We start from the raw sequence: 23,147 nt of genomic DNA, 5'->3' as shown, positions 1-23,147 counted from the left end.
TTATTTGTTGATCAAATCTGCATAATCACTGTTTTGAATAATTTTATTTGTATCCAGGGTGGTCCAGTCTTCAACTTTTTCTTGCGGATGCTGCTTTAAATAACTCTGCAGGATTTTATAGCCGACGATATAATTAGCTTGTTTTGGGATGTTCTTTGATTCATCTCCAAACATCAATTGATCATAAGAAAGACGATCATTTTTTAATCCGGATAACGTTTCTTTCAACTGTTCATCAGGAATGGGCTGCATAGTAAAACAACTAGAATATTTTTCATTTGTTACCCCCTGAATATCCATTATCCACCATATTACCATAAAATGTATATTTTTGGGAGATAGTCATTTTATGTCCTTGAAGCAGCAATCCCCCCGGCTTCTAATACCCGGGGGGATTGCTGGCGTGGATTATTCCTTCATGCGTTCAATGTCATCACGGTCATTTTCGTTATAGGAAATTAACAGATTTTGTTCCTCAATGAAATTCCGGGCTTCCTCATCGCCAAGGTCATAGATCATTTTGTAAATTTCATTCATGGAGTGTTCATATTTATCATTCTGCGAATCTTTGGAGGGCTCTAAAAAAGGGACATGCGATCTTGAAAATGTTTTGAGATCGTCATTATAATTTGCCCTGAACCAGCCTCTTAAGTCCGCCAATTCTTCCTCATTTGCATAGATGCGGAAATTGGGGCTTCCGTCTATCCTTTCCTGCAGAACCTCTCCGTTTGCGATATCGACGTAATAGCTCTGTTTATCCTCCTTCATGCCAACAGCTCCCTTAATGTCAATTTCTTTACTAGTACCACCCTGATGGATGGATTAATCTACCTTTTCATTTTAGAAACTAAAAAAATATGGAATAATAGAATCAGCTAATGACCGGGAATAGAAGGAGAGTTATAGATGGCACGCAGAATATATGCAAATATGGATGGAATTGAAAATGTAAAAGGCGTTCGGGATATGCTGAGGTGGTCGAAGGAGCGAAGGGGGAAAAAGAAAGACCTCATCACACAGATTCCCCATGCCCCTGAAATTCAGGCAGAAAAAATCAAGAAAAATACAACAAGGGCTTCCGTTACCTGGATCGGGCATTCTACTTTCCTGATTCAGATGGACGGCTTGAACATTTTGACGGACCCAGTCTGGGCAAGGAGAATGGGTGTGCAAAAAAGGCTGACCCTTCCTGGCGTTCCGATCGAACAACTTCCTGCCATTGATATTGTGGTAATCTCTCATGGACACTATGATCATCTTGATTTTGGGACAATCAAAAAGATCGGAGGATCTCCCGTCTTTTATGTGCCTGCGGGACTGAAGGCCCTTTTCAATAAGAAAGGATACCAGAAGGTGATTGAGGCAGATTGGTGGGAAGACTTTACACACGCAGGGCTTAAGCTGACGTTTGTGCCTGCCCAGCATTGGACCAGGAGAACACTCCGGGATACCAACACCTCCCATTGGGGAGGCTGGATCATGGAGCCTGAGGAAGGCCGGTCGATCTATTTCGCTGGAGACTCCGGATACTTCCGGGGGTTTAAGGAAATCGGGGAGAAATTTGAGCTCGATATTATTTTAATGCCGATCGGGGCATACGAGCCGGAATGGTTCATGTCGGTTTCCCATATAAACCCGGAAGATGCAGTAAAGGCATTTTTAGAAATGAACGGAAAGCTTTTCATCCCCATGCATTACGGTGCTTACCGACTAGCGGATGACACAGGGCCGGAAGCGTTAGGGCGGCTATTGGCAGAATGGGAAAAGAGGAAGCTTGCGGAACGTTCACTGAAGGCGCTTCTGATCGGGGAGACTCTTTGGCTGTAGGCTGTGTTTTTAACTGAAACATGTTATAGTTATATAATGTTTGGGTGTACAGCCCATCTAAATAGAATTTTATGAAGGAGCAGGCCATGCGGCCGTCTCCTTTTTTACAGTAAGGAAGTACTAGCAATGACCTCAACTTTAAAATATATCGCCGAATGGCAGGATGCACTGTCAGCGGAAATTTATCACCTGAAGAAATATGGAAGTACAAAATATTATCTTAAGAATGGCCATCTGGCAGCAAGCTCGGATACTTATTCTTATTTTTTTGAAAGTGGGGAAAACATCCGGATTCCCAATGGAACAGAAGTGCGTTTTGAATGGCAGGGAACCAGTGAAGAGGGCAGGATCCTTTCTTCTGAAGGAAGAGGAGTCATCATCAGCTTTACCCGGCACATTGGAGATTTGATTCCTGAGGGCTTTTTATATCACGATCCCTGGAAGCTTCTTGATGAGTTATCCTCCCGTCTGGATGAAATGAAAACAAGCAAGCGAAAACGTAAAAGAATAAAAAGCCTGATGGAGCCCTCAGGGGAATCCCTGCATCCAAAGGAAACCAAGAGCAGCCTTCATGAGCTGATTTTACGGTCGAAGTACAATTCAGCAACCTTTGTCTGGGGACCTCCTGGGACCGGGAAGACTTATACGCTTGCAAGAGTTGCGGCCAATAAATATAAAAAGAAGCAGAGAGTTTTGATTTTATCGCACAGCAATCAGGCGGTAGATGTGCTGATGAACGAAGTATATTCTTTTTTGGAAAAAAAGGACATGTTTCATGAAGGAGACATTCTCCGGTTTGGTTCCCAGAGTGCGGAGCTTGCCCAAAGCATTGCCACAGCTGCCCTGCTGGAAAAACAGTTTCCTGAACTTGCTCAGGATAAATGGCAGCTCACAGAGGAAAGGCGGCTTTTAAAGCAGGATCTCATCGGCTCCTACAGCCAGAGGGATTCGGGCCGTCTGCTTGAGATTGAAACCAAGATTGCCAGAGTGCTGGAAAAAATCAGGCAGAAGGAAGTCCAGTTCATGAAGGATGCGGATATTATCGGGACGACCCTTGCGAAAGCCGCAACAGACCCTGCAATCTATGAAAATGAATATGATTTAGTGATCGTCGATGAAATCAGCCAGGCGTATATCCCGCAGGCCGCATTTGCTGCATCGCTTGGAAAAAGGGTCATTGTATGCGGAGATTTTAAGCAGCTGCCTCCTATTGCGGCCTCCAGAAGCCATGCGGCAGATGAGTGGCTGCGAAAGGATATCTTTGAAAAAGCAGGGGTGGCGCCCAATAAAGACGGTGATCTTCATCCACAGCTGTTCCTTTTGAATCAGCAGAGGCGGATGCATCCTGACATCTCGGCTTTTACAAATAACTATATTTATCACTCCCTGGTGGAGGATCATGAGAGTGTAAGGGAAAACCGTGAACAAGCGGCCGGGCTTGCTCCGTTTCCTGGAAAGGCATCTGTTTTGGTGGATACCAGCTATACGGGGGAGCACAGCATCAGTGCAAGGCTCTCGAATTCGCGTTTGAATCCCTGGCATCTCTTTCAAGCCTTTCAGGTTATTCACGAGTCGTATGAGGCGGGGAGCAGGTCCATCGGCTATGTGACTCCTTACAGGGCCCAGGCTGATTTAATGGGCATTCTGCTTGATGATTTGTATAAGGAAGAAAAGGCGCAGGGGAATCTGGCATCGGCGACGGTGCATCGTTTCCAGGGAAGTGAGCGGGAGGTCATGGTTTTTGACAGTGTGGACTCCTACCCCTTCCCGCGGCCAGGTATGCTGCTGACAGGGAAAGACAGCAGCCGGCTGATTAATGTAGCCATCACAAGATCCAAGAGCAAGTTTATCCATATCAGCGACATGAATTATATCAGAAGCCATGTTTATCCTAGCAAGACGATCAGGCAGCTGGTCGATTACCAGGCATCAGGGCATCAGGCCGTTCATCCCGGGGAAATTGGGACATGGGTGAAAAATCATCATCCAAGACTAGGATGGTTTCATGCGAAAAACTTGGAAAGAGTCAGACAGGATCTGGCAGGTGCCCAATCCTCCATCCTTATCTCCCTGCCGGAGGGAATGGTTTTGACTAAGGATTGGCAGGAGATGGTGAATCGTACGAAAGTGAAGAAAACGGTCATTTCAGGAGGAATGGCTGCAGGTGTGAAAGCGGACGAAAAGCTCTCAGGAGAGCTTCCGTTTCCTTTTATCATGATTGATCAAAAATATCTGTGGTACGGCATGCCATTTGAAAATATCAAAAACACGAGACCGCCTTCAGTCGCGGTACGATTAGAATCAAAGACCTTTATAGAAGCCTTCCTGCGCATGCTGCCGGTAACTGAATAAGGCGATAACCGTTTTAAGGACTCCAAGGGGATGTTGTACCCCCCATGGAGTCCTTTTTTTCTGGAGTGGACCGGCGGGTCTTGGAAAATGGGGAGGCAGACCCCGGAAGAAGGTCGCTGTGGCAGGGTTTTGTTTCTGGAAAATGGGAACAGTCTCGGGCTTAGCTCACTTCATTTTGCATAATTTTTCTTATGCTGGCACACATTATGGTTATTGGAGCACAAGGACGGGGAGGTGGTTTTGTGTGGTTTTTTTGGGAAAGTGAGCGCAGGCAGATTGGATTTGGGATTTTGATCATTTTGCTGTATTTGTCTCCTTTGATTCTGCTGGGGGAGGATGCACATATCCGGGTCCATGATAATCTGGATTCTAATCTCGCCTGGTATAAGGTGCTGGCTTCAAGCGGACAAATGTTCGGTTCCATTCATGCGGTGATTCCCCAGATCATTAATGGCCTGCCGCGGAATGCGTTTGGGACAGAATGGAGCGGCATTGTCTGGATTTTTGCCTGGCTCCCGACCATGGCTGCCTACACCGTCAATCAGGCATTTACTAGGATGATTGCCTTTCTCGGAATGTATCTGCTGCTAAAAAGGCATTTCCTCCCAAAGAAGGAATGGGGCTTCATTGCGGCCGGAGCTTCTCTTACCTTCGCTTTAACTCCTTACTGGCCATCCGGAATGCTGAGTACGCTTGGAATGCCGCTTGCTCTGTATGCATTTCTGAATATAAGGAAAGGTAGATATTCATGGAAAGATTTTCTCATTCTTGTTTTTCTGCCCTTTTATTCAAGCTTTGTGCTGGGGTTCTTTTTCTTTCTTAGCGCAATGGGCATTCTCTGGGTTACCGATCTAATCCGGGGCAGGGGGGTGAATTTGAGGTTTCTTGGATCGCTCAGCCTGATGACCTTGATTTACCTCTGTATTGAATATCGGCTGGTCTCATCCTTTTTCCTGGCAGGTGAACCAAACAGCAGGGATGAATACCTGCATGCAAGGCTTTCCTTCATGGATGCAGTGAAATTATCCGTCAAAAACTACGTGCTTGGGCACACTCATGACATGACGGTCCACGGTCTGGTCATCCTGCCGCTTACCTTTATTGCCCTTTATGCTGTATGGGTACACAAGCTGTGGAAGCAGGAATATCATTTCGTCCTGTTAATGGGTGTAAATGTTCTGCTTTCCATCTGGTATGCCTTCTGGTTTTATAAGGGCTGGGAGCCAGCCACTGTTAAATTTCACTTTTTGAATACCTTCAATTTCGCAAGGTTTCATTTTTTGAGGCCCCTCATCTTATATGTTTTATTCGCTCTGTCCCTGAAAATCCTCTTCAATCATAGAGTGTTCAACAGGAAGGGAGCTGCCTGGTTTCTGGTTTTCCAGATCTGTGTGCTTGCAGGATGCAATGACGAAATTATTTATCATTCCAAGCCTACAGTCAGAGAATTTTATTCTGAAAAACTATTTGCCCAGATAAAAGACTATATCGGGGAGCCGCAGGAAAGCTATCGGGTCGCGAATATCGGACTCCATCCTGCCATTGCCCAGTATAATGGCTTTTACACCCTGGATACATACAATAATTTTTATCCGCTGTCTTACAAGCATGAATTCAGGAAAATCATTGCTAGAGAACTGGATAAAAACAAAACCATCGAACAGTATTTTGACGAGTGGGGCGGCAGATGCTATCTATTCACTTCTCAGCTTGGCAAAAAATATATGGTTAAGAAACAATCGAAAAAACGTCTGGAACACCTTCAGCTTGATATGGAGCCGTTCAAAAAGCTTGGCGGGAAATACATTTTTTCGGCTGTCCCCATCATGAATGCTGAAGAAAATCATCTAGTGCTTGAAAAAACGTTTTCTTCCAAAGAAGCTGTCTGGAAAATTTATTTGTATAAAGTCAGCCTATAGCTTTGGACCGGAAGGAGGAACTTATTATGCTGGAACCGGTGCTGACCATTGTGGTGCCATGCTATAACGAAGAAGAAGCCCTGCCATATACCCTCCAGCAGCTGGACGAGCTTTTACAGCGGATGAAACAGGGAGGCTCGGTCTCTAGAGAAAGCAGGGTGCTTTATGTGGATGATGGAAGCCGTGACGGTACATGGCCGATCATTTATCAAGCAAGTCTGCAAAATCCATCCATTAAGGGACTCAAGCTGTCAAAAAACGCAGGACATCAGAATGCGCTGCTTGCCGGATTGTTCAGCGCTAAGGGAGTATCGGATTGCATGATATCCATTGATGCCGACCTGCAGGATGATATAGAAGTCATTCCGGATTTTATTGAAGAGTACCTCGGCGGCTGTGATATTGTTTATGGAGTCAGGAAAAACAGGGACAAGGACACCCTGTTTAAAAGAAAAACGGCAGAATGGTTTTACTCTTTGATGGCTAAACTTGGCGTCAGTATGATTTACAATCACGCGGATTTTAGGTTAATGAGCAAAAGGGCCGTTCATGAGCTGGAGCGTTTTGAGGAAGCGAATATGTTTCTTAGAGGCGTGGTGCCCTTGATCGGCTTCAAGACGGCAAAGGTATATTATGACCGAAAGGAACGGGTGGCCGGTACAACGAAATATCCGCTCAAGAAGATGGTCAGCTTCGCCTTGGACGGAATCACATCCTTTTCCATTACACCTATCCGGATGGTTCTGTTGGTTGGGCTGCTCTCTTTCTTTGGAAGCCTTGCCAGTGGTATTTATTTCTTTATTCTCAAATTATTTGGACAGACAGAATCCGGATGGACCTCCCTGATCACTTCCATCTGGCTGCTCGGAGGACTGCAGCTCATTGCCATGGGGCTGATCGGGGAATATATCGGTAAAATTTATAAGGAAACAAAGCGCCGTCCTAAATATATCATCGATTTCAATCCCTTTATGGCCGCAGCCGGAAAACGGGACCTGACTGATTCCCTGCCCCATATGGAACTGCCGGACATGAGGGAGAAAGGGTAGTGTGCTAAATGGTTCTGTTTTCTTATTAAATGATACAAGAATGGACGTATGAAGGATCATACGTCTTTTCATCATGAATTTTAGCCGGATCAAGGATCATCGGTTGGAGAATCAGGTCATGTACCTAAAACATGACGGAGAAATTACCCTTATATCCCGCGAAACGAACTCCATTCTGCATTTAACCGGAAAACCTTCTCTTATTTTACTTTGGCTGGTTAGTCGATCCATTTAATGCATCTCAAGCTGGAACCCTTTAGTTATGTGCATAGTTGCTTTTTGTTAATTCTCGGAATTTACCGCAGACGTCTCGCCAGGTTCTTTTTTGATGCCGAGGAAGGAGATCAGAGGCTTGATGGTCAAACCTTGAACCAGGAGCGAAAATAAAACAACACTGAAGGTAAGAATAATAATGGTTTCTCTGCCTTCAAAGGTTTGCGGCAGACTTAGGCTCAGGGCAATGGACAGGCTCCCTTTGAGACCTCCCCAATTGAGCAGGATTTTATATTTCTCAGAAAAGCCCTTAATCGGCCATAGGCTCAAATAAAGGGCAGCTGTACGTGCAGCCAGAACAATTACAATGGAGGCAGCGATCAGCTTCCAATCATCCTTGAGATGAATATTACGGATTTCAAGGCCGATCATTAGGAAGATAAACGAGTTTGCAATGAATGTGATCACATCCCAAAAAGAATCAATATTGGTTTTGGTCGTCTCGGACATTCCAATTCTGGACCCATAATTACCGAAGATAATCCCGCTCACCACTACGGCAATGACACCGGACACCTGGAGATGCTCCGCTATGAAATAGCTGCCGAAAAAAAGGATAACTGAAAAGGCTATTTCAAGCGGGTAATCATCATATAACCGGAGTATCTGCGAAAAAATAAAACCGAGAATAACACCAGCCGCAATACCGCCAAAGGCGAATTTGATGAATAGCAGAATTCCCTGAAGAAGTCCCATCCATCCCATTTCGATATAAGATAACAAAAATATGGAAGAGATTTGAAAAAGGACGACTGCAATGCCATCATTAAATAAAGACTCGCCTTCTATAATGGTCACAAGATTCTTTGATATCCCAAGAGATTTAAAGATCGAAATAACACTGATGGGATCTGTCGCACTCATTAAGGCTGCAAATGTAAAGGCAATAGAAAGAGGAAGTCCCGTCAGATAATAGGAACAAAAACCTATGATCAAAAAAGAAAGAAATGTTCCCGGAAAAGAAAGAGCAAGAATGGGCTTCCTTTGTTTCATCAAATCAGAATAATGAAGCTTAATGGCCGCATCCCCAAGAAGGATGGGGAGAAATAACGTGATCACAATGGTCTGGAAGATATGGGATTCGGTGATGAATTGCTCTGCATCCTCAAGATACGGAGCTTTAGTTATTCCAAGAATAAGACCGGTAAGAACCAGCGCGATTGAATATGGCTGCCTGAACAATTTGGCGATCGCGATCACCCCTACAGATACTGCAAGGATTAATAAGATCTGCGTGAAAATTTCATTAAAATTGTGCATATTATATAATCTCCTTCTAGAGTGAAATAAAGATTAATAAGACGTGGCAGTTTTTTTCGCTTGTGTTTACTATCCCCGTAAACCTTTCATTTGCATCGGTAACTTGCACAATTTTCAACTATAAAAGGATGCCTGCATGAAAAGAAATTCACAACCCGTATCTAATTACCCTTCCTGTTTCGTTTTAAAAGCAGAGGGTTCAAAAGGAGTGGAAAACATGTACACCAATGCAGATGATCAAAGAAAAATGACTAACATAGCCGGCGGATCGGATGAAATGGAGAGCTGCTATAACACGCTCCTCAAATACTGCTGCTTTCTTGCTCAGAATAAGTGGGATGGTGAAGATATTGCCCAGGATGTCTATCTGAAGGCCGTCCAATCTTATGGATCTGAAGGGATGAAGCCGTCCTTATTGAAAAAAATGGCCTACAACTCCTGGATTGATGTGACACGGAAAAGAAAAAAGGAAATCCTCGAGGAGAATCCATGTAAAAATCTTAGCAGCAGATCAAAAGAGAGCCTGGAAATAGCCGAACTTCTTTTAGAGAAGCTCACTTCGAAACAGGCAGTGATCTTCTTATTAAAGGAAGGTTTTGGCTATACAGCCAGGGAAATCGGGGAATTGGCCGGACTAAATGAAACGGGTGTAAAATCCATCCTCCACCGTGCCAAGAAGAGAATATGCCTAGATCAGATTGGCAGAAAGCTTTATGAAGCCCAGGATCACCGCATGAAGGAGGAGCTGCTGCCTTTGATTGCAGATTCAATTCGGCATCAGGATCCCGGACCATTGATCAAGCATGTCCGCATCCAGGCACTTTTTTCAAAAGACAGGAAGATTTCCTACTCTGCAAACCCTCTATTATTGGCTGCATAGCCACATTTGCAAGGAGGAAACGATATGAGTACCATTCCATATGTAATCGAACAATCCAACAGGGGAGAACGGTCTTATGATATTTATTCCAGGCTGCTTAAGGATCGGATTATCATGATTGGCGATGAAATCAATGACCAAATGGCCAACAGTGTAGTAGCACAGCTTCTGTTTCTTGCAGCAGACAATCCAGAAAAGGACATATCCATTTATATAAACAGCCCGGGCGGCTCCACATCTGCAGGATTTGCCATTTTTGATACCATGCAGCATATTCAGCCTGAAATTCAGACCATCTGTACGGGAATGGCGGCTTCCTTTGGTGCCATGCTCCTTTTAGCGGGGACCAAAGGAAAAAGAATGGCGCTCCCGAACAGCGAGATCATGATTCATCAGCCGCTTGGAGGAGCCCGCGGACAGGCGACCGAAATCGAAATTTCTGCCCGCCGCATCCTGAAGCTGAAGGAGCATATCAATACGATCATTGCAGAGAGAACGGGTCAGCCGATTGAAAAAGTGGCACGGGAAACAGAACGGGATTATTTTATGAGTGCGGAAGAAGCAAAAGAATATGGAATCATTGACGAAATTATTTACCCGAAATAATCCTGTAATGGAGGCTGCCGTGACGATCGGCAGCCTTTTCACATTCGTGTCAGATGAAAGATTGGAATGATTTATGATATAGTATGAGCAAAATTGATGTAAATGAGGGAGAACTTTTGTCGATTGCCAGGTATGAAATTTTTTATAAAGTGGTTGAATCCGGAAGTTTAACAAAAGCGAGCTCTGCCCTCAATATTTCTCAATCCGCCGTAAGCCATGCCATCGCCAATTTAGAAAAGGAACTTGGCTTTTCATTATTGATACGGAATAAAGGGGGAATTAAACTCACTGAAAATGGGGAGCGGATGCTTCTCTATATAAGGGAAATTCTCTATTTGAACGGAAAAATGCTTCAGGAAGCGGGCGAAATCAGCGGACTTGAAATTGGTACAGTGAGGATCGGCACTTATTCTTCTGTTACTCAGAGGTGGATGCCTGGCCTCCTGCAGCGATTTCATGAGTTGTATCCCGACATTAAAATAGAATTGCTGGAAGGCCAGCAGGACGAAATCCGAAATTGGATCCTGGATGGAGAAATTGACTTTGGGTTTCTCTCTCTTGCGCCCTCTGAAGAATTTGAAGTCCTGCATCTGACTAAGGAGCTTCTGTACTGCCTGGCTGCTGCTTCTCATCCTCTGGCTGTAAAAAAGGAAATCAGCCTGCGTGAGCTGAAAAAAGAAAAGCTGATCCTGCAAAAGTCTTCGGCCGGGTTCATCACCCAGTTATGCAAAAAGCAAAAATTCCAGCCAGCTATCCTGTTTCAGCTTGAGGATGAGCATTCCATATTGTCCCTTGTGAAACAGTCCTCGCTTGGAATCAGTATCCTTCCCGAAATTGCCGCCGGTGAACCAGAAGGGGTGAGGAAAATTCCGGTTACAGACCGCGGATCCGCCATTTCCATTGGAATTGGCGCTCTTTCCTTAAAAAGCCTCTCTCCTTCCGCAGAGAAATTCATTGCCGCAACCACTCTGTGGCTCAATGAGCATTATTAGCCAGCATTTTCCTCAAAAGCTGTAAAGACTTACAAGACATTTCTCCCTTCGAATCAGGCAAATCTATATACGAAGGGAGTTGAATGATCATGGCCCAGGATGTCCTATGTGAGGTTGCCAACTGTGTTCATAATGTACATGGTCAGAAATGTGGAGCCACAGAAATTTATGTTGTAAGCCACACAGGTGAAAGAGCAGGAAACAGCCGGGAAACTGATTGCAAAACCTTCGAGCCGAATGATTGACAATATAGTGACAGGAGGGAAAGAAATGGATAAGCCCTCCCCGCTGGGACAAGAAAAAACAATAGATGAATTATTCGGGCTGAATCCGAATGAAAGCCTGGAGTCCGCCCGTTTTGCAACTGTGGAAAACCTTTATCTGCATGAGTATCAGACACAAAATCAGGACTGATTACTCTTTAATGACCAGTAACACGCAAAGTCAGCCAGTATGATAAAATTTTCCTTTGAAAGGATTGATACCATGTCCCTGGAATGGTTTGATCGAACAGCCGCAGAGCTTCAGGACCATCTGGAATCCATCTGTGATAAATATGACCAAATGGCTTATATGTCAATAGAAAGAGCGTCCAAACACCCAAGAATAGAATTTTATGTAGAACTTGAGGATGTAGCAGGCGATGAAGAAAGAGATTATTTCTGTACACTCAATTATGATCCTAATAATGAGGAATTTTACATGGATTCCTTCGAACCGGACCTTCTGCAGTCAGCGAAAATTGTCTTGTCCGATATTGAGGACATCATCGATGCCGTCCACCAAAGCTTCCATGACTATCTGAACGATGAAACGTATGAAACGGATGGCACGGAAGATGAAGAACTCGACTATGCCGCTGCTGATCAGGACGATGAGTTTGAAGTGGAATATCAATACGCAGATGATCTTACTGCGGTGGATGACACCTACTATGATTATGACGATGAAGATGTTGAATCCGAGATGCTCGACCAGGTGGATGTGGAATGGGAAACACCTGAGGTTACGGCTTATATGAAGGAAGATGAGGTAGAAGTGACTTACCAATTCGGCGTGGTCCAGGAAACGGGCGACGGTGTTCTGAGACGGGTAAACCGAATCTGGACAGAGGATGACGACCTCATCAAGGATGAAACCAACTTTATTTTCAGCAAGGAAGAGGCAGGCACGATCATTGCCATGATTGCAAGCAATATGGATCATATGAGAGAAATGGATTATTATTAATAAACTGCCAGGCCCGGCATTCACTTTACGAAGTGGGTGGCGGAGGCCTGGTTTTTTTGATATGTATACCCTGTCCTAAATGTTGGGCGGCAGGTATATACTAAACTGTTGCTGCTTATGATTTCCAAACTGTCTATGCAGGGCTCGCTAATTCTTTTATTTATATGACAAAAAAAGGGATTTTTCGCACTTTTGGCGAATTAAGATATAAAATATAGGAAAGGCGGGCCTTTTTATTGAGGAAAAATGTAAGAATAGTTGTCGTTTCGGTTCTGATTTTGGTTTTTGCCATTGTCCCCTTGGTCGCAGACCATGATTCCGCAGTAAAAGCGGGAGCAAGCGGAGGGAGTTTAACCGACAGCTTGAATACTCTTTTAAACAAGGATCCGATTCTGTCAGGCGGCCTTGCCGGAATCAGTGTCAGGTCTGCGGATAATGGGAAAATTTTTTATGAGCATATTGGGAATACAAGACTAAGGCCGGCGTCAAATCTGAAGCTGTTTACAGCTGCTTCTGCCCTTTCAGTGCTGGGTGAGAATTATAAGTTCAGCACGGAAGTTTTAATGGACGGAAAAATCAAAGGGCATGAGCTCCAGGGAAATGTTTATTTAAGGGGCAAAGGGGATGTAACCCTGCTTGAGAAGGATTTGGATAACCTGGCAAAGAATTTAAAGCAAAAAGGAATTTATACCATTCAAGGAAGCCTTATCAGTGACGACAGCTGGTATGATAAGGAACGATATTCCTTGGATCTTCCGTGGAGCGATGAGATGGAGTATTATGGGGCAGGGATTTCCGCTCTTACTCTTTCTCCCAATGAAGATTATGATGCAGGGACGGTGATTCTAACGATCGTTCCGGCTTCTGCGGCTGGAAAACAGGCGTCTGTCACTGTGACCCCTAAAAATGATTATGTGAAAGTCGTGAACAAAGCAAAGACTTCAGCAGCTGGCGGAAAATCGAACATTTCCTATAAAAGGGATCACGGCAGCAATACGATCACCGTAGAAGGGACCATTCCTGCCAAGGCTTCTGCCGTAAAGGAATGGGCCGCTGTCTGGAACCCGACTGGATACACACGGAATGTATTTAAACAGTCACTGAAGGAACAGGGAATCAAACTGACGGGCAGCGAAAAGGATGGTACAGCTCCCAAGACAGCCAAGGTTCTGGCGGTACATAAATCCATGAGTATGAGCGATCTTTTTGTTCCGTTTATGAAACTCAGCAACAATACACATGCAGAAACGCTAGTGAAGGAAATGGGTAAAAAGAAAAAAGGGGAAGGCAGCTGGAAAAAAGGCCTTGAGGTAATAAATGGTGAGCTGCCGAAATTTGGCGTGAACACCAAGACAATGGTGATGAGGGACGGCTCAGGGGTTTCCCACGTGGACCTCGTTACGGCCAATGAAGTAACGAACCTGCTTTATCACATACAGGATGAGGAATGGTTTTCTTCTTATCTGCATTCACTCCCAGTCGCAGGAGCCAGTGACAGGATGACAGGGGGGACACTTCGGAACAGGATGAAGACTGCGCCGCTGAAAGGGAATATCATTGCGAAGACGGGTTCGATTTCGACTGTCAGTTCCTTGTCTGGATATGTTAAGACGAAAAGCGGGAAGAAATTGATTTTTTCCATTCTGTTAAACAATTTGATAGACGATTCAAAAGGAAAGGAAGTGGAAGATAAAGCAGCAGCCATCCTTGCGAATCAGTAAGAAAAAAGCAGCCGCGCTGCTTTTTTCTTTTTTTAGGCTGTATTTAAGCACCTTCCGTTCCTAAGCAACGATTTTTTAGAAGGCTGTTATCGCAAACTTTGTTGCTTTGGAACAAGGTGGTTGATTTCCGCTCCAGGATGCTCGCTTTCCGCGGGGCGGGCGGTGAGCCTCCTCGGCTGCGCTTGCGGGGTCTCACCTGTCCCGCTAATCCCGCTTAGAAAAGCGGAAAGCGGTGCCTGCTAAATATGACAATATTAAGAGGTCAATGTTCATCTATATTAAAATAAGCAGTGAACCTCTTGGCAGGCAGAGACCCGACAAGCATAAGACGAGCCGGCTGTGGGGAGTGTTTTTCTTCCCATAGACGGATTGGCTTATGACTCGAGGGGCTCAGCTTGGAGCTGGATCAGGAGTCTAGCACCTTCCGCTCCAATCAACCTGTTTAATAATGGGGGTCCCTTTCAGACTCTTTAAAAAAACAACAATCTTTTAAAAAAGAGCCTTAGAATAGAGCTTTCTTATTAATGGCGATTTTATTGGTAGGAAGAATCCCTTCCATACCTGTAAAGCAGCTGTGCCATCATCTTTGGGTCACATTTCCATGGAAAAAATCCTTGTAGGGAACGGTGCCCTGTGCTATTTTTAAATTTCGCGGTCAGAAAACCTGAATTCCTTTATTATAGGAAAACCTCTTACATAAGTAAGCTGCTTTTGGAAAAACTGACAAATGAATTGAAGGAGGCCGAACTTAATGGAAGAACAGGAAATGCAGGCTCGTGGAAAGTTAGGGCTGCTGCCGCTGGTAGCGCTTGTAATAGGATCGGTCATCGGGGGAGGAGCCTTTAATCTGCCGAGTGATATTACACAGGGAGCAGGCACAGGGGCTATTCTTATAGGCTGGCTGATAACAGGGATCGGAATTCTGGCTCTGGGCCTAAGTTTTCAAAATCTAAATAACAGGCGTCCTGATTTAGATGGCGGAATATTTTCTTATGCCAAGGCAGGCTTCGGTCAATACATAGGTTTTAATAGCGCCTGGGGATATTGGTGTTCCGCTTTTTTGGGGAATGTTGCCTTTGCTACCCTGCTCATCAATGCAGCAGGGTATTTTTATCCGAAGTTCACAGGGAAAAATGTTTCTTCTATCGTTGCGGCATCCATTGTATTGTGGGCTGTGCATATTTTGGTGCTGCAGGGCGTAAAATCCGCATCGATTGTGAATATGATCACAACCGCAGCCAAGCTGATTCCGATTTTATTATTTATCGTGATTACCATCTTTGCATTTGATCCTGCAGTCTTTAAAACTCAATTCTGGGGAACAGCTGATTTTTCCTTGGGAGATGTATTTCCTCAGGTAAAGAGCACCATGCTCATCACATTATGGGTATTCCTTGGATTTGAAGGAGCGGTTTTACTTTCGGGAAGGGCAGCATACCGCCGTGATGTTGGAAGGGCAACCGTAATTGGCTTGATCTCCACGCTTGCCATTTATGTGCTTATTTCTGTTGCGTCCTTGGGGGTGCTTGATGCAGCAGAGCTTTCTAAGCTGAAGAACCCTTCGCTTGCCTATGTACTGGAGGCAGTGACAGGAAAATGGGGTGCTTCCCTCGTGAATATCGGCCTGATCGTCTCCCTGTTGGGAGCATGGCTCGGCTGGACTATTGTAACGGCGGAAATTCCGTATGCAGCAGCAAAAGAGAAATTGTTTCCGAACTTCTTTTTAAAGGAAAATAAAAACCAGGCACCGAGCCGGTCCCTGTTAGTATCCAATCTGTTGGTCCAAATTTTCCTTTTGACCTTTCTATTCTCAGAGAAGCCATACCAGCTGGCGTTTTCCCTGGCTTCCTCTGCCATTCTGCTTCCGTATCTTTTCTCTGCCTTGTATCAGATTAAGCATTCATGGCAGCATAAAAGCAAAAACAGGATATGGAACCTGCTGCTTGGAATCATTGCGGCAGCTTATTCGGTCTGGCTCATCTATGCAGGCGGGCTGGGTTATCTGTTATTGACCATCTTATTATACCTGCCGGGCATGCTCATCTATTCAGCTGCACAGAAACAGAAACAGCAGAAATTATTCAAAGGATACGAACCGTGGGTGGCAGCAACTATCCTGGTAGTTTCAGTAGTCGCCATCATCATGCTCATACGTGGAGAAATATCCATCTAAAAGGGAAATGGGGACTGTCCCCATTTCCCTTTTTATTTCCCAGGATTACATTTCCATTGGCGCTTCCAGTCCGAGCAGTTTCATGCCTTCTTTTAGGACGAGGGCTGAAGCGCAGACGAGGTTCAGCCTCTCTTTTAGGCTGCTGTCTTGTTCGAGGATGCGGACATTGCCATAATAGCTGTTGAAGGCCTGTGCCAGGTCAATCAGGTATTTAGAGATAATGGAAGGCTCCAGTTTCAGGCAGGCTCTTTCAATGTATTTCGGGAAATCGGCAAGCTGTTTGACGATTTCCCAGCTCATCGGGTCACCAAGGCCTGCATCTTGAGTTTCCCATTCGGGATTTTCTGCTTTTCGAAGGATGGAGCAGGCCCTTGCATGAGTGTACTGTAGATATGGGCCGGTTTCTCCTTCGAATTTCAGCATATCCTCCAGTGAAAATTCTATATTATTCATCCGGTCATTACGCAGGTCATGGAAGATGACCGCACCGACCCCTACCTGCCGTGCCACTTCTTCTTTATTGTTCAGCTCCGGATTTTTTGCCAGAATGTTTTTCTCTGCGAGCTGAATCGATTCTTGAAGCACTTTCTCCAAGAGGACTACTTTTCCTTTACGTGTGGACATTTTCTTTCCATCCTTTAAGATCATTCCGAATGGAACATGAACCATTTGATCGGCCCAATCAAATCCAAGTTTCTTGAGGACGAGCTTCAGCTGTTTGAAATGCAGGCTCTGCTCATTCCCCACCACATAAACCGCCTTTGAAAAATCATAGGTGGTATTCCGGTACATGGCTGCTGCCAAATCCCTTGTCACGTAGAGGGTGGCACCGTCCGACTTTTTGATCAGGGAAGGGGGGAGGCCCTCTTCATCCAGCTTCACGACCATCGCACCTTCATCTTCCACAAGAAGTCCTTTTTCCTCAAGCAGATCAACGACCGGCTCCATCCTATCATTATAAAAAGCTTCGCCAAGGAAGGAATCAAAGCTGACACCAAGAAGCTGATATATTTTATTGAATTCACTCAGGGATTCTTCCCTGAACCATTTCCATAAATGAAGGGCCTCTTCATTGCCATTCTCCAGTTTTTTGAACCATTCTCTTCCCTGGGGGATGAGATCCGGATCTGTATCGGCTCTTTCATGGAAATCGACGTACAGCTTCAGCAGTTCAGCGATCGGATTGGCCTTGACCTTCTCTTCATCGCCCCACGCCTTATAAGCCGTGATCAGTTTTCCGAATTGTGTTCCCCAGTCGCCAAGATGGTTGATTTTCACCGGCGTATAGCCGCATTTTGTGAGGATGTTTGCGATAGAGTTCCCTATCACAGTGGACCGTAAATGCCCCATGGAAAACGGCTTGGCAATATTAGGGGAAGACATGTCAATCGGGACTTTTCCTCCCGCCCCCAGATTTACGTTCCCATACTGATCTTTTTCCTCGAGAATCTGTGTAAGGATGGCATGGGAAACGACACATTTATTCAAAAAGAAATTGACGTAAGGTCCTGCAGCCACAATGGTTTGAAATAATTCATGGTGAAGGTTCCCGGCCAGATCTTCAGCTATTGCAGCAGGTGATTTGCGGAGTTCCTTGGCGAGGCGGAAGCAGGGAAAGGCCATGTCGCCATGCTCTGATAATTTAGGAATTTCCATCAGGGAGAGGATCTCTTCCTTTGATAATGAGGATATGTGTGCTTCAATCTGCTCTGCAGCCAATAATTGATAATTCATCGTTCAACCTCCATTTTAGTTTGCGGTTTTCATCGGACTGGAAATAAAAAAATCCCGTCTCTATAATAAGAGACGGGATGTGCCCGCGGTGCCACTCTACTTGTTCATTAAGAACCACTTTTCCTGATAACGGGGGAATGTCCCCGGCAATAAGCATTTCAGAAGTGCGTTTCACCAGGGGGCGGTACCGGGCTTCCATCATCCCCGGTTCGCTGGATCCGCCTGTTTCCGGCTACTCTCTTCATCAAAAACTTTCGGCATTATAATGTTGTAAAAAAGTATAGCCGGTTTTTCTCTGAATTACAAGAACATCTCTATAACTTTTTTCCTAAAATTCACACATTTCTGCCATTTTCATTTCTTCCAATCATGAGGTGGGAACGGGATGAATATATTTTCTTTTAAGATAGACCCGGATCACTTGAGCCTGGTGCAGCTACGTGAAAATCAGAGCTTCAGGGAAGATCCGGCCTGCAGAAAAAGAAGAAAGAAGGGGAACGAATGAAAGTGAAAAAGGCGGTTATCCCTGTAGCCGGGCTCGGTACCCGTTTTCTGCCTGCTACAAAGGCGCAGCCCAAGGAAATGCTTCCGATCGTCGATAAACCGGCTGTCCAATACATTGTTGAAGAAGCGGTCCAATCTGGTATCGAAAGCATTATTTTTGTTACCGGGAGAAACAAGAAATCCATTGAGGATCATTTTGATAAGTCGGTTGAGCTGGAGCAGCTTCTGGAGGAAAAGGAAAAGTATGACCTGCTTCGGGAAGTCAGGCAGATTTCTTCCCTGGCTAATATCCATTATATCCGCCAAAGAGAGCCAAAGGGGCTGGGAGATGCTATCCTTTGTGCGAAGCAGTTTGTCGGAAATGAACCATTCGCTGTTCTGCTGGGCGACGATATTATGATTTCAGAACAGCCGGCACTATCACAGCTTATAGAGGTTTTCGAAAAATATGAGAAGCTTGTTATCGGGGTTCAGGAGGTCGATCTTTCAGAGGTTTCAAAATATGGAATCATTGCTCCCAGCTGGAAGGAGAGAGGGCTGTACAGGATCCGTGATTTAGTGGAAAAACCTTCACTGAGTGAAGCGCCGTCTTCTACCGCCGTTATGGGGAGATACATTTTAACTCCTTCAGTATTTTCCTACCTGGAAAGGACAGAACAGGGGGCGGGAAATGAAATTCAGCTTACGGATGCCCTCCGGAAAGCATGCAGGAAAGAGCCCATCCTGGCTGTGGAATTAAAGGGAAGCCGGTTTGATATTGGGGATAAGCTCGGCTACATCAAGGCGATTGCGGAAGTCGGGCTGCAGCGGCCTGAACTGCGAAGGCAGCTCTTGGAATACTTCGAGAGCTTGTTTGACAGGGAGTCCGAAAGAGCGGTGAAAATGGAAGAGTAAGAAGGATAAGGCGCAGGGGAAATATCTCCTGCGCCTTATGGTTCTGCAATTTTACCAGTGATGGGCTTTTGCGTTGCTTCTTAAGATAATATTCGTTTGAGACATGGCCGTGTGGCCATTCACTTGGGATTTCGACCTTTTCGGACGTGTCCAATTGTGATGAAACATCTTAGAGCGCGCATCTAAATGATCTCTATAGCTCATTCAAGTCACTCCATCCTGATCATATTTGCAGGTGCTGGGTAAGGGACCTGCCGCTAAAACCAGCTTATCTAGTATTTTCTGGTCATCGAGTATTTATACGCTAGAAACATCATCAGGGAAATGGGAACAGTCCCCATTTCCCTGATGATTTGACACAAAACGACAGGCGCTTCGGGGACTTGGAACTATGGTATGAGAAGGGAGGGGAATTATGTAGAAATAATCCTTCTTTGGGTACTTTCGAAGGGAATGTCAGAGTTGATAGAATAGGGATACAAGCAGGATTCGGCCTCTAGGGAGTTAGGAACCATTGCCCTTTTCTTATGGAAGGAGCTCATTTTGTTAGGAGGATGACAGATGGAGCAGGAGCAGGTTGTTCGGGTTATTCCGTATGAATTGGTGGAGCAGATCGAAGATACTTCAGAAGTGCCAGGCGGTGTGGAGCTGATCCAGGCCCCAAAGATTTGGGATAAGACGATGGGAAAAGGCAGCACGATTGCTGTCCTGGATACTGGCTGTGATATCACTCATCCGGATTTAAAGGACAGAATCAAAGGCGGGAAGAATTTTACCGGTGATGACGGCGGCAGGGAGGACATCTATCAGGATTACAACGGCCACGGCACCCATGTTGCCGGCACGATGGCTGCATCCATGAATAAACAGGGGGTAATCGGTGTCGCACCCGAGGCTGATCTATTGATCGTGAAAGTATTAAACAAGAATGGATCTGGGAAATACGAGTGGATCAAAAATGGAATTTTGTTTGCGATCGAGCAGGGAGCAGATATCATATCCATGTCATTGGGCGGCCCATCCGATGATAAGGACCTTCATGATGCGATCAAACTAGCCGTTTCAAAGAATATTCAAGTGGTGTGTGCGGCTGGGAATGAAGGTGATGGCGATGACAAAACCGATGAGCTCGGGTACCCGGCATGCTATAACGAGGTGATCAGTGTCGGTGCCATCAATCTCCAGCGAAGGTCTTCAAATTTTACAAATTCAAATAATGAAGTGGACCTGGTTGCTCCAGGCGAAGGAATCCTTTCTACCTATAAAAATGGCAAGTACGCCACACTAAGCGGCACTTCAATGTCTGCGCCCCACGCTGCAGGGGCATTGGCCCTCATCAAGGTGCTGACCGAGGAGAGCTTCGGAAGAAAGCTGACGGGTGCAGAGCTTTATGCCCAGCTCATTAAAAGGACCATCCCTCTCGGTTACACACCAAAGCTTGAAGGAAATGGACTTCTGTACTTGACTGCCATCGAGTATCTGACAGATATCTTCAAAAAAGAAGCGGCAGCGCTGCTGGTACATCCATGAATGAGACGCAAAGACTTCAGGAACTATGGCCGGAAGCGAGATCCATCCATTTGCGAAGCGTTGCCCAAAGAGAGTATTACAGCGATTCCACACAGGAAGAAATTAAAAAAGCTTATTATGAACAAATCTCTTTTGAAAGCAGTCAAGTAATGGAACAGCTTCATGCCCTCCTTGCGGAAACGCATCACACACAGCTGCCTTATGCACCCTTTAAATATCTGTATCCCTGGGTGGATTTACATGAAAACCGGCAGCTGAAAAGCATTTACTCCGGAACTGTATTGGATCCGCTGACAGTGATTGAGGAGGATATCCGGATCATCGGTGAAAAAGCAGATGGAAGAATTTCCGAACTGAGCACCGAGATCAAGCTGAATTGTGAACATATTGTGCCTCAATCCTGGTTTGGGAAAAAGGAGCCAATGAAAGGGGATCTGCATCATCTGTTTGCCTGCGAGCCTGCCTGTAACAGCAAGCGCGGCAATTTGCCTTACACAGATTTTCCTTCTTATACTCCAGAGGCGGGAATCAGGGGAATTACTACGGGCTGCGGGATGTCTGAAAGCGGAAAGTTCGAGCCGGAGTATGGAAAAGGAATAGCAGCAAGAGCCACTCTCTATTTTTATCTCCGCTATTCAGGAATTGTGGATATATCCAGCCGCGTGGATCTAAAGCTGCTGTTTTCCTGGCACAAGGAGTTTCCGGTGACTCTGTATGAACTCCATCGGAATGCCGCCATTCATGAGCTGCAGGGCAACAGGAATCCATTTATCGATCATGGAGAGTTATTAGCGGGAAACCCGCTCTTTCAATAAAAATAGAGGCCGTCTCGTAAGGCCCATTTGCCCGATATGGGTTATGGGCCTTATGTGAGAGCCTCTTCTTTTTACAGATTAAAGGGATTGATTCCAGGGTTTATCAACATTGATAAAATCAGCGAGATCCCTGCTGCTTCCCCTTCTCATTTTCCTTAATCTCGCGCGCTCTCCGCCAGTTTCGTGGAGTTTGATTTCTTCCTGAGTCTGAGGGACCACCTGAGGAACTGAAGTTGGTTTTCCCTCCTCATCCAGCGCAACAAAGGTTAAAAACGCCGTTGCGGCGATCCGTCTTTTACCTGTACCCAGCTGCTCGGCAATGGCTTTTACGAAAATTTCCATGGAGGTTCTTCCTGTATACGTCACGTATGCCTCAAGACAAAGAGAATTATCCGGATAGATGGGAGCGAGAAAATCCACAGAATCTGTAGAAGCTGTCACAACATCAGCCCTGGAATGCCTCCTGGCAGCTATGGCGGCGACCGCGTCCATTTTCTTCATTAACACCCCGCCAAAAAGTGTATTATGATTGTTCGTGTCATTCGGCATAACCAAATCTGTATGAACGACTTTTGATTCAGAGCAATAAAGTTTTTCTTCCATTGATGTATCTCCAATCTAAACCAAAGTTTTTAGTGTTTCTTGCTTCAACTAGTAACAACCTTAAAAGAGCCGTGACACGGCCCTTAGTTCCATTAAGGGTGATTATGAAGAAAGCGTTACACATCTACATAGTTAAATATACCGTAACCTCCCTCAACTCTCAAAAAGAAGTACTCTTTTTTTGTAACTCTTTCTTCTATCCCTTTCAATTATAAAAAATCCTCATAAATGATATAAAAATATTAGAAATAGGGTATGTTACAAGAGTATGATTGGTAAATTTGGACAGTGTGTATCCATTTCACAGGATTCAGACAGGGAGGAATTTCAAGAATGAAATCTTTTGTCGTAAGCTTCCATCAGGAAGATCATGTAGACAGCATGCAGATTCAAAAACTTAACAGCAGTGAATTTGATGGGGCTACCGAGGGCGGGGCAAGGCATTTATTTGACCTGGACACGAATATCGGATTTTTTGTATTCATGGATGCAGAAGATGCAGATGGTGATATATCTCACTTAATTGTTCAATTCGAAGGGGAGAACGAGCAGCCAAGTGCATATTATTCTCTTGCTCTCCAAGATTTTTACGAGTTCATGGCTTTATTCCTGAGCGGACAGGATTATGAAGAAGATGGAGATGTCGAAGAGGAAGAACAGGAATACAGCCCCATGAACCATCTGGGACATCTGTTGTTTCATATTGCGGAAGAAGGGAAATCACTGCAGCCATAATACAGCCTTTGATAAAGAGACTCGAACCAGACTGCCGGCATACTCTGTAA

The 23,147-nt window shown here is 45.1% G+C and carries 22 protein-coding genes; 16 read left to right on the top strand and 6 right to left on the bottom strand.

From position 1 onward, the window contains the following. Together H539_RS0113845 and H539_RS28545 are read right to left on the bottom strand one after the other, a co-directional pair. Positions 1-300 carry a DUF2268 domain-containing putative Zn-dependent protease gene (locus tag H539_RS0113845; RefSeq protein WP_218970918.1) on the bottom strand — a complete coding sequence of 100 codons (300 nt, stop codon included), beginning with the start codon at positions 298-300 and terminating at the stop codon, positions 1-3. A gap of 108 nt (positions 301-408) precedes the next feature. Further along, positions 409-768 (bottom strand): hypothetical protein, encoded by a 360-nt coding sequence (locus tag H539_RS28545; protein ID WP_051348578.1) that lies wholly within the window; start codon positions 766-768, stop codon positions 409-411. Positions 769-906: 138 nt separating this feature from the next. On the opposite strand from H539_RS28545, the gene H539_RS0113835 reads away from it, so the two are divergent. From H539_RS0113835 to H539_RS0113815, 4 genes are all read left to right on the top strand, one after another. Further along, positions 907-1,827, top strand: coding sequence for an MBL fold metallo-hydrolase (locus H539_RS0113835; RefSeq protein ID WP_026694012.1), 921 nt, complete (start codon positions 907-909; stop codon positions 1,825-1,827). Between the two features lie 126 nt (positions 1,828-1,953). Next, positions 1,954-4,179 (top strand): AAA domain-containing protein, encoded by a 2,226-nt coding sequence (locus tag H539_RS0113830; RefSeq protein ID WP_026694011.1) that lies wholly within the window; start codon positions 1,954-1,956, stop codon positions 4,177-4,179. Between the two features lie 242 nt (positions 4,180-4,421). Next, positions 4,422-6,098 carry a DUF6044 family protein gene (locus H539_RS0113820; RefSeq protein ID WP_026694010.1) on the top strand — a complete coding sequence of 559 codons (1,677 nt, stop codon included), beginning with the start codon at positions 4,422-4,424 and terminating at the stop codon, positions 6,096-6,098. A 26-nt stretch (positions 6,099-6,124) separates the two neighbouring features. Continuing rightward, positions 6,125-7,147, top strand: coding sequence for a glycosyltransferase family 2 protein (locus H539_RS0113815; protein WP_026694009.1), 1,023 nt, complete (start codon positions 6,125-6,127; stop codon positions 7,145-7,147). 282 nt (positions 7,148-7,429) lie between these two features. On the opposite strand, the gene H539_RS28540 is transcribed toward H539_RS0113815, so the two are convergent. Beyond that, positions 7,430-8,680: a cation:proton antiporter gene (locus tag H539_RS28540; RefSeq protein ID WP_035322664.1), complete on the bottom strand. Its 1,251-nt coding sequence runs from the start codon at positions 8,678-8,680 to the stop codon at positions 7,430-7,432. Positions 8,681-8,897: 217 nt separating this feature from the next. Between H539_RS28540 and H539_RS0113805 the strand changes: the two genes are divergently transcribed. From H539_RS0113805 to arcD, 8 genes are all read left to right on the top strand, one after another. Then, positions 8,898-9,560 (top strand): sigma-70 family RNA polymerase sigma factor, encoded by a 663-nt coding sequence (locus H539_RS0113805; RefSeq protein WP_162144730.1) that lies wholly within the window; start codon positions 8,898-8,900, stop codon positions 9,558-9,560. Between the two features lie 24 nt (positions 9,561-9,584). Beyond that, entirely contained in the window at positions 9,585-10,166 is a 582-nt protein-coding gene (gene clpP / locus H539_RS0113800; RefSeq protein ID WP_026694007.1) for an ATP-dependent Clp endopeptidase proteolytic subunit ClpP, read from the top strand. Positions 10,167-10,249: 83 nt separating this feature from the next. Then, positions 10,250-11,158 (top strand): LysR family transcriptional regulator, encoded by a 909-nt coding sequence (locus tag H539_RS0113795; protein ID WP_081415883.1) that lies wholly within the window; start codon positions 10,250-10,252, stop codon positions 11,156-11,158. An 89-nt stretch (positions 11,159-11,247) separates the two neighbouring features. Then, positions 11,248-11,403: a DUF1540 domain-containing protein gene (locus tag H539_RS30840; protein ID WP_081415882.1), complete on the top strand. Its 156-nt coding sequence runs from the start codon at positions 11,248-11,250 to the stop codon at positions 11,401-11,403. A 25-nt stretch (positions 11,404-11,428) separates the two neighbouring features. Then, the gene (locus H539_RS31540; protein WP_155890050.1) at positions 11,429-11,572 is read left to right on the top strand and encodes a hypothetical protein; all 144 of its coding nucleotides are present in this window, start codon (positions 11,429-11,431) and stop codon (positions 11,570-11,572) included. A 72-nt stretch (positions 11,573-11,644) separates the two neighbouring features. Next, positions 11,645-12,388, top strand: coding sequence for a hypothetical protein (locus tag H539_RS0113780; protein WP_026694005.1), 744 nt, complete (start codon positions 11,645-11,647; stop codon positions 12,386-12,388). Between the two features lie 236 nt (positions 12,389-12,624). Further along, positions 12,625-14,109, top strand: a complete 1,485-nt coding sequence (gene dacB / locus H539_RS0113775) for a D-alanyl-D-alanine carboxypeptidase/D-alanyl-D-alanine endopeptidase (protein ID WP_026694004.1) — start codon at positions 12,625-12,627, stop codon at positions 14,107-14,109. A gap of 766 nt (positions 14,110-14,875) precedes the next feature. Further along, positions 14,876-16,282 (top strand): arginine-ornithine antiporter, encoded by a 1,407-nt coding sequence (gene arcD, locus H539_RS0113770; RefSeq protein WP_026694003.1) that lies wholly within the window; start codon positions 14,876-14,878, stop codon positions 16,280-16,282. A gap of 45 nt (positions 16,283-16,327) precedes the next feature. Here arcD and argS read toward each other — a convergent pair whose 3' ends face one another. Further along, positions 16,328-18,016 (bottom strand): arginine--tRNA ligase, encoded by a 1,689-nt coding sequence (argS, locus tag H539_RS0113765; protein WP_026694002.1) that lies wholly within the window; start codon positions 18,014-18,016, stop codon positions 16,328-16,330. Positions 18,017-18,517: 501 nt separating this feature from the next. Between argS and galU the strand changes: the two genes are divergently transcribed. After that, a complete protein-coding gene (galU, locus tag H539_RS0113750; protein ID WP_026694000.1) occupies positions 18,518-19,414 on the top strand; it encodes a UTP--glucose-1-phosphate uridylyltransferase GalU in 897 nt (298 codons plus the stop codon). 51 nt (positions 19,415-19,465) lie between these two features. Here galU and H539_RS30835 read toward each other — a convergent pair whose 3' ends face one another. After that, positions 19,466-19,618 (bottom strand): YpzG family protein, encoded by a 153-nt coding sequence (locus tag H539_RS30835; RefSeq protein WP_081415881.1) that lies wholly within the window; start codon positions 19,616-19,618, stop codon positions 19,466-19,468. 357 nt (positions 19,619-19,975) lie between these two features. Between H539_RS30835 and H539_RS0113745 the strand changes: the two genes are divergently transcribed. Further along, positions 19,976-20,944, top strand: coding sequence for a S8 family peptidase (locus H539_RS0113745; protein WP_026693999.1), 969 nt, complete (start codon positions 19,976-19,978; stop codon positions 20,942-20,944). Further along, positions 20,941-21,759 (top strand): endonuclease I family protein, encoded by an 819-nt coding sequence (locus tag H539_RS0113740; RefSeq protein ID WP_026693998.1) that lies wholly within the window; start codon positions 20,941-20,943, stop codon positions 21,757-21,759. The genes H539_RS0113745 and H539_RS0113740 overlap by 4 nt, the downstream gene beginning before the upstream one ends. 78 nt (positions 21,760-21,837) lie before the next feature. Here the strand turns inward: H539_RS0113740 and H539_RS0113735 are convergent, their stop codons facing one another. After that, on the bottom strand, positions 21,838-22,362 hold the full coding sequence (locus H539_RS0113735) for an acyl-CoA thioesterase (RefSeq protein ID WP_026693997.1): 525 nt from the start codon (positions 22,360-22,362) through the stop codon (positions 21,838-21,840). Between the two features lie 333 nt (positions 22,363-22,695). Here H539_RS0113735 and H539_RS0113730 point away from each other — a divergent pair, with 333 nt between their 5' ends. Then, positions 22,696-23,097 (top strand): hypothetical protein, encoded by a 402-nt coding sequence (locus H539_RS0113730; RefSeq protein WP_026693996.1) that lies wholly within the window; start codon positions 22,696-22,698, stop codon positions 23,095-23,097. Positions 23,098-23,147 lie beyond the last annotated feature (50 nt).

Origin of the sequence: Peribacillus kribbensis DSM 17871 (assembly GCF_000430765.1) — a bacterium.
In the GTDB taxonomy this organism is placed as follows: Bacteria; Bacillota; Bacilli; order Bacillales; family DSM-1321; genus Paraperibacillus; species Paraperibacillus kribbensis.
The sequence above is the reverse complement of the archived record's forward strand: the minus strand, read 5'-3'. Positions and strand labels throughout refer to the sequence as shown.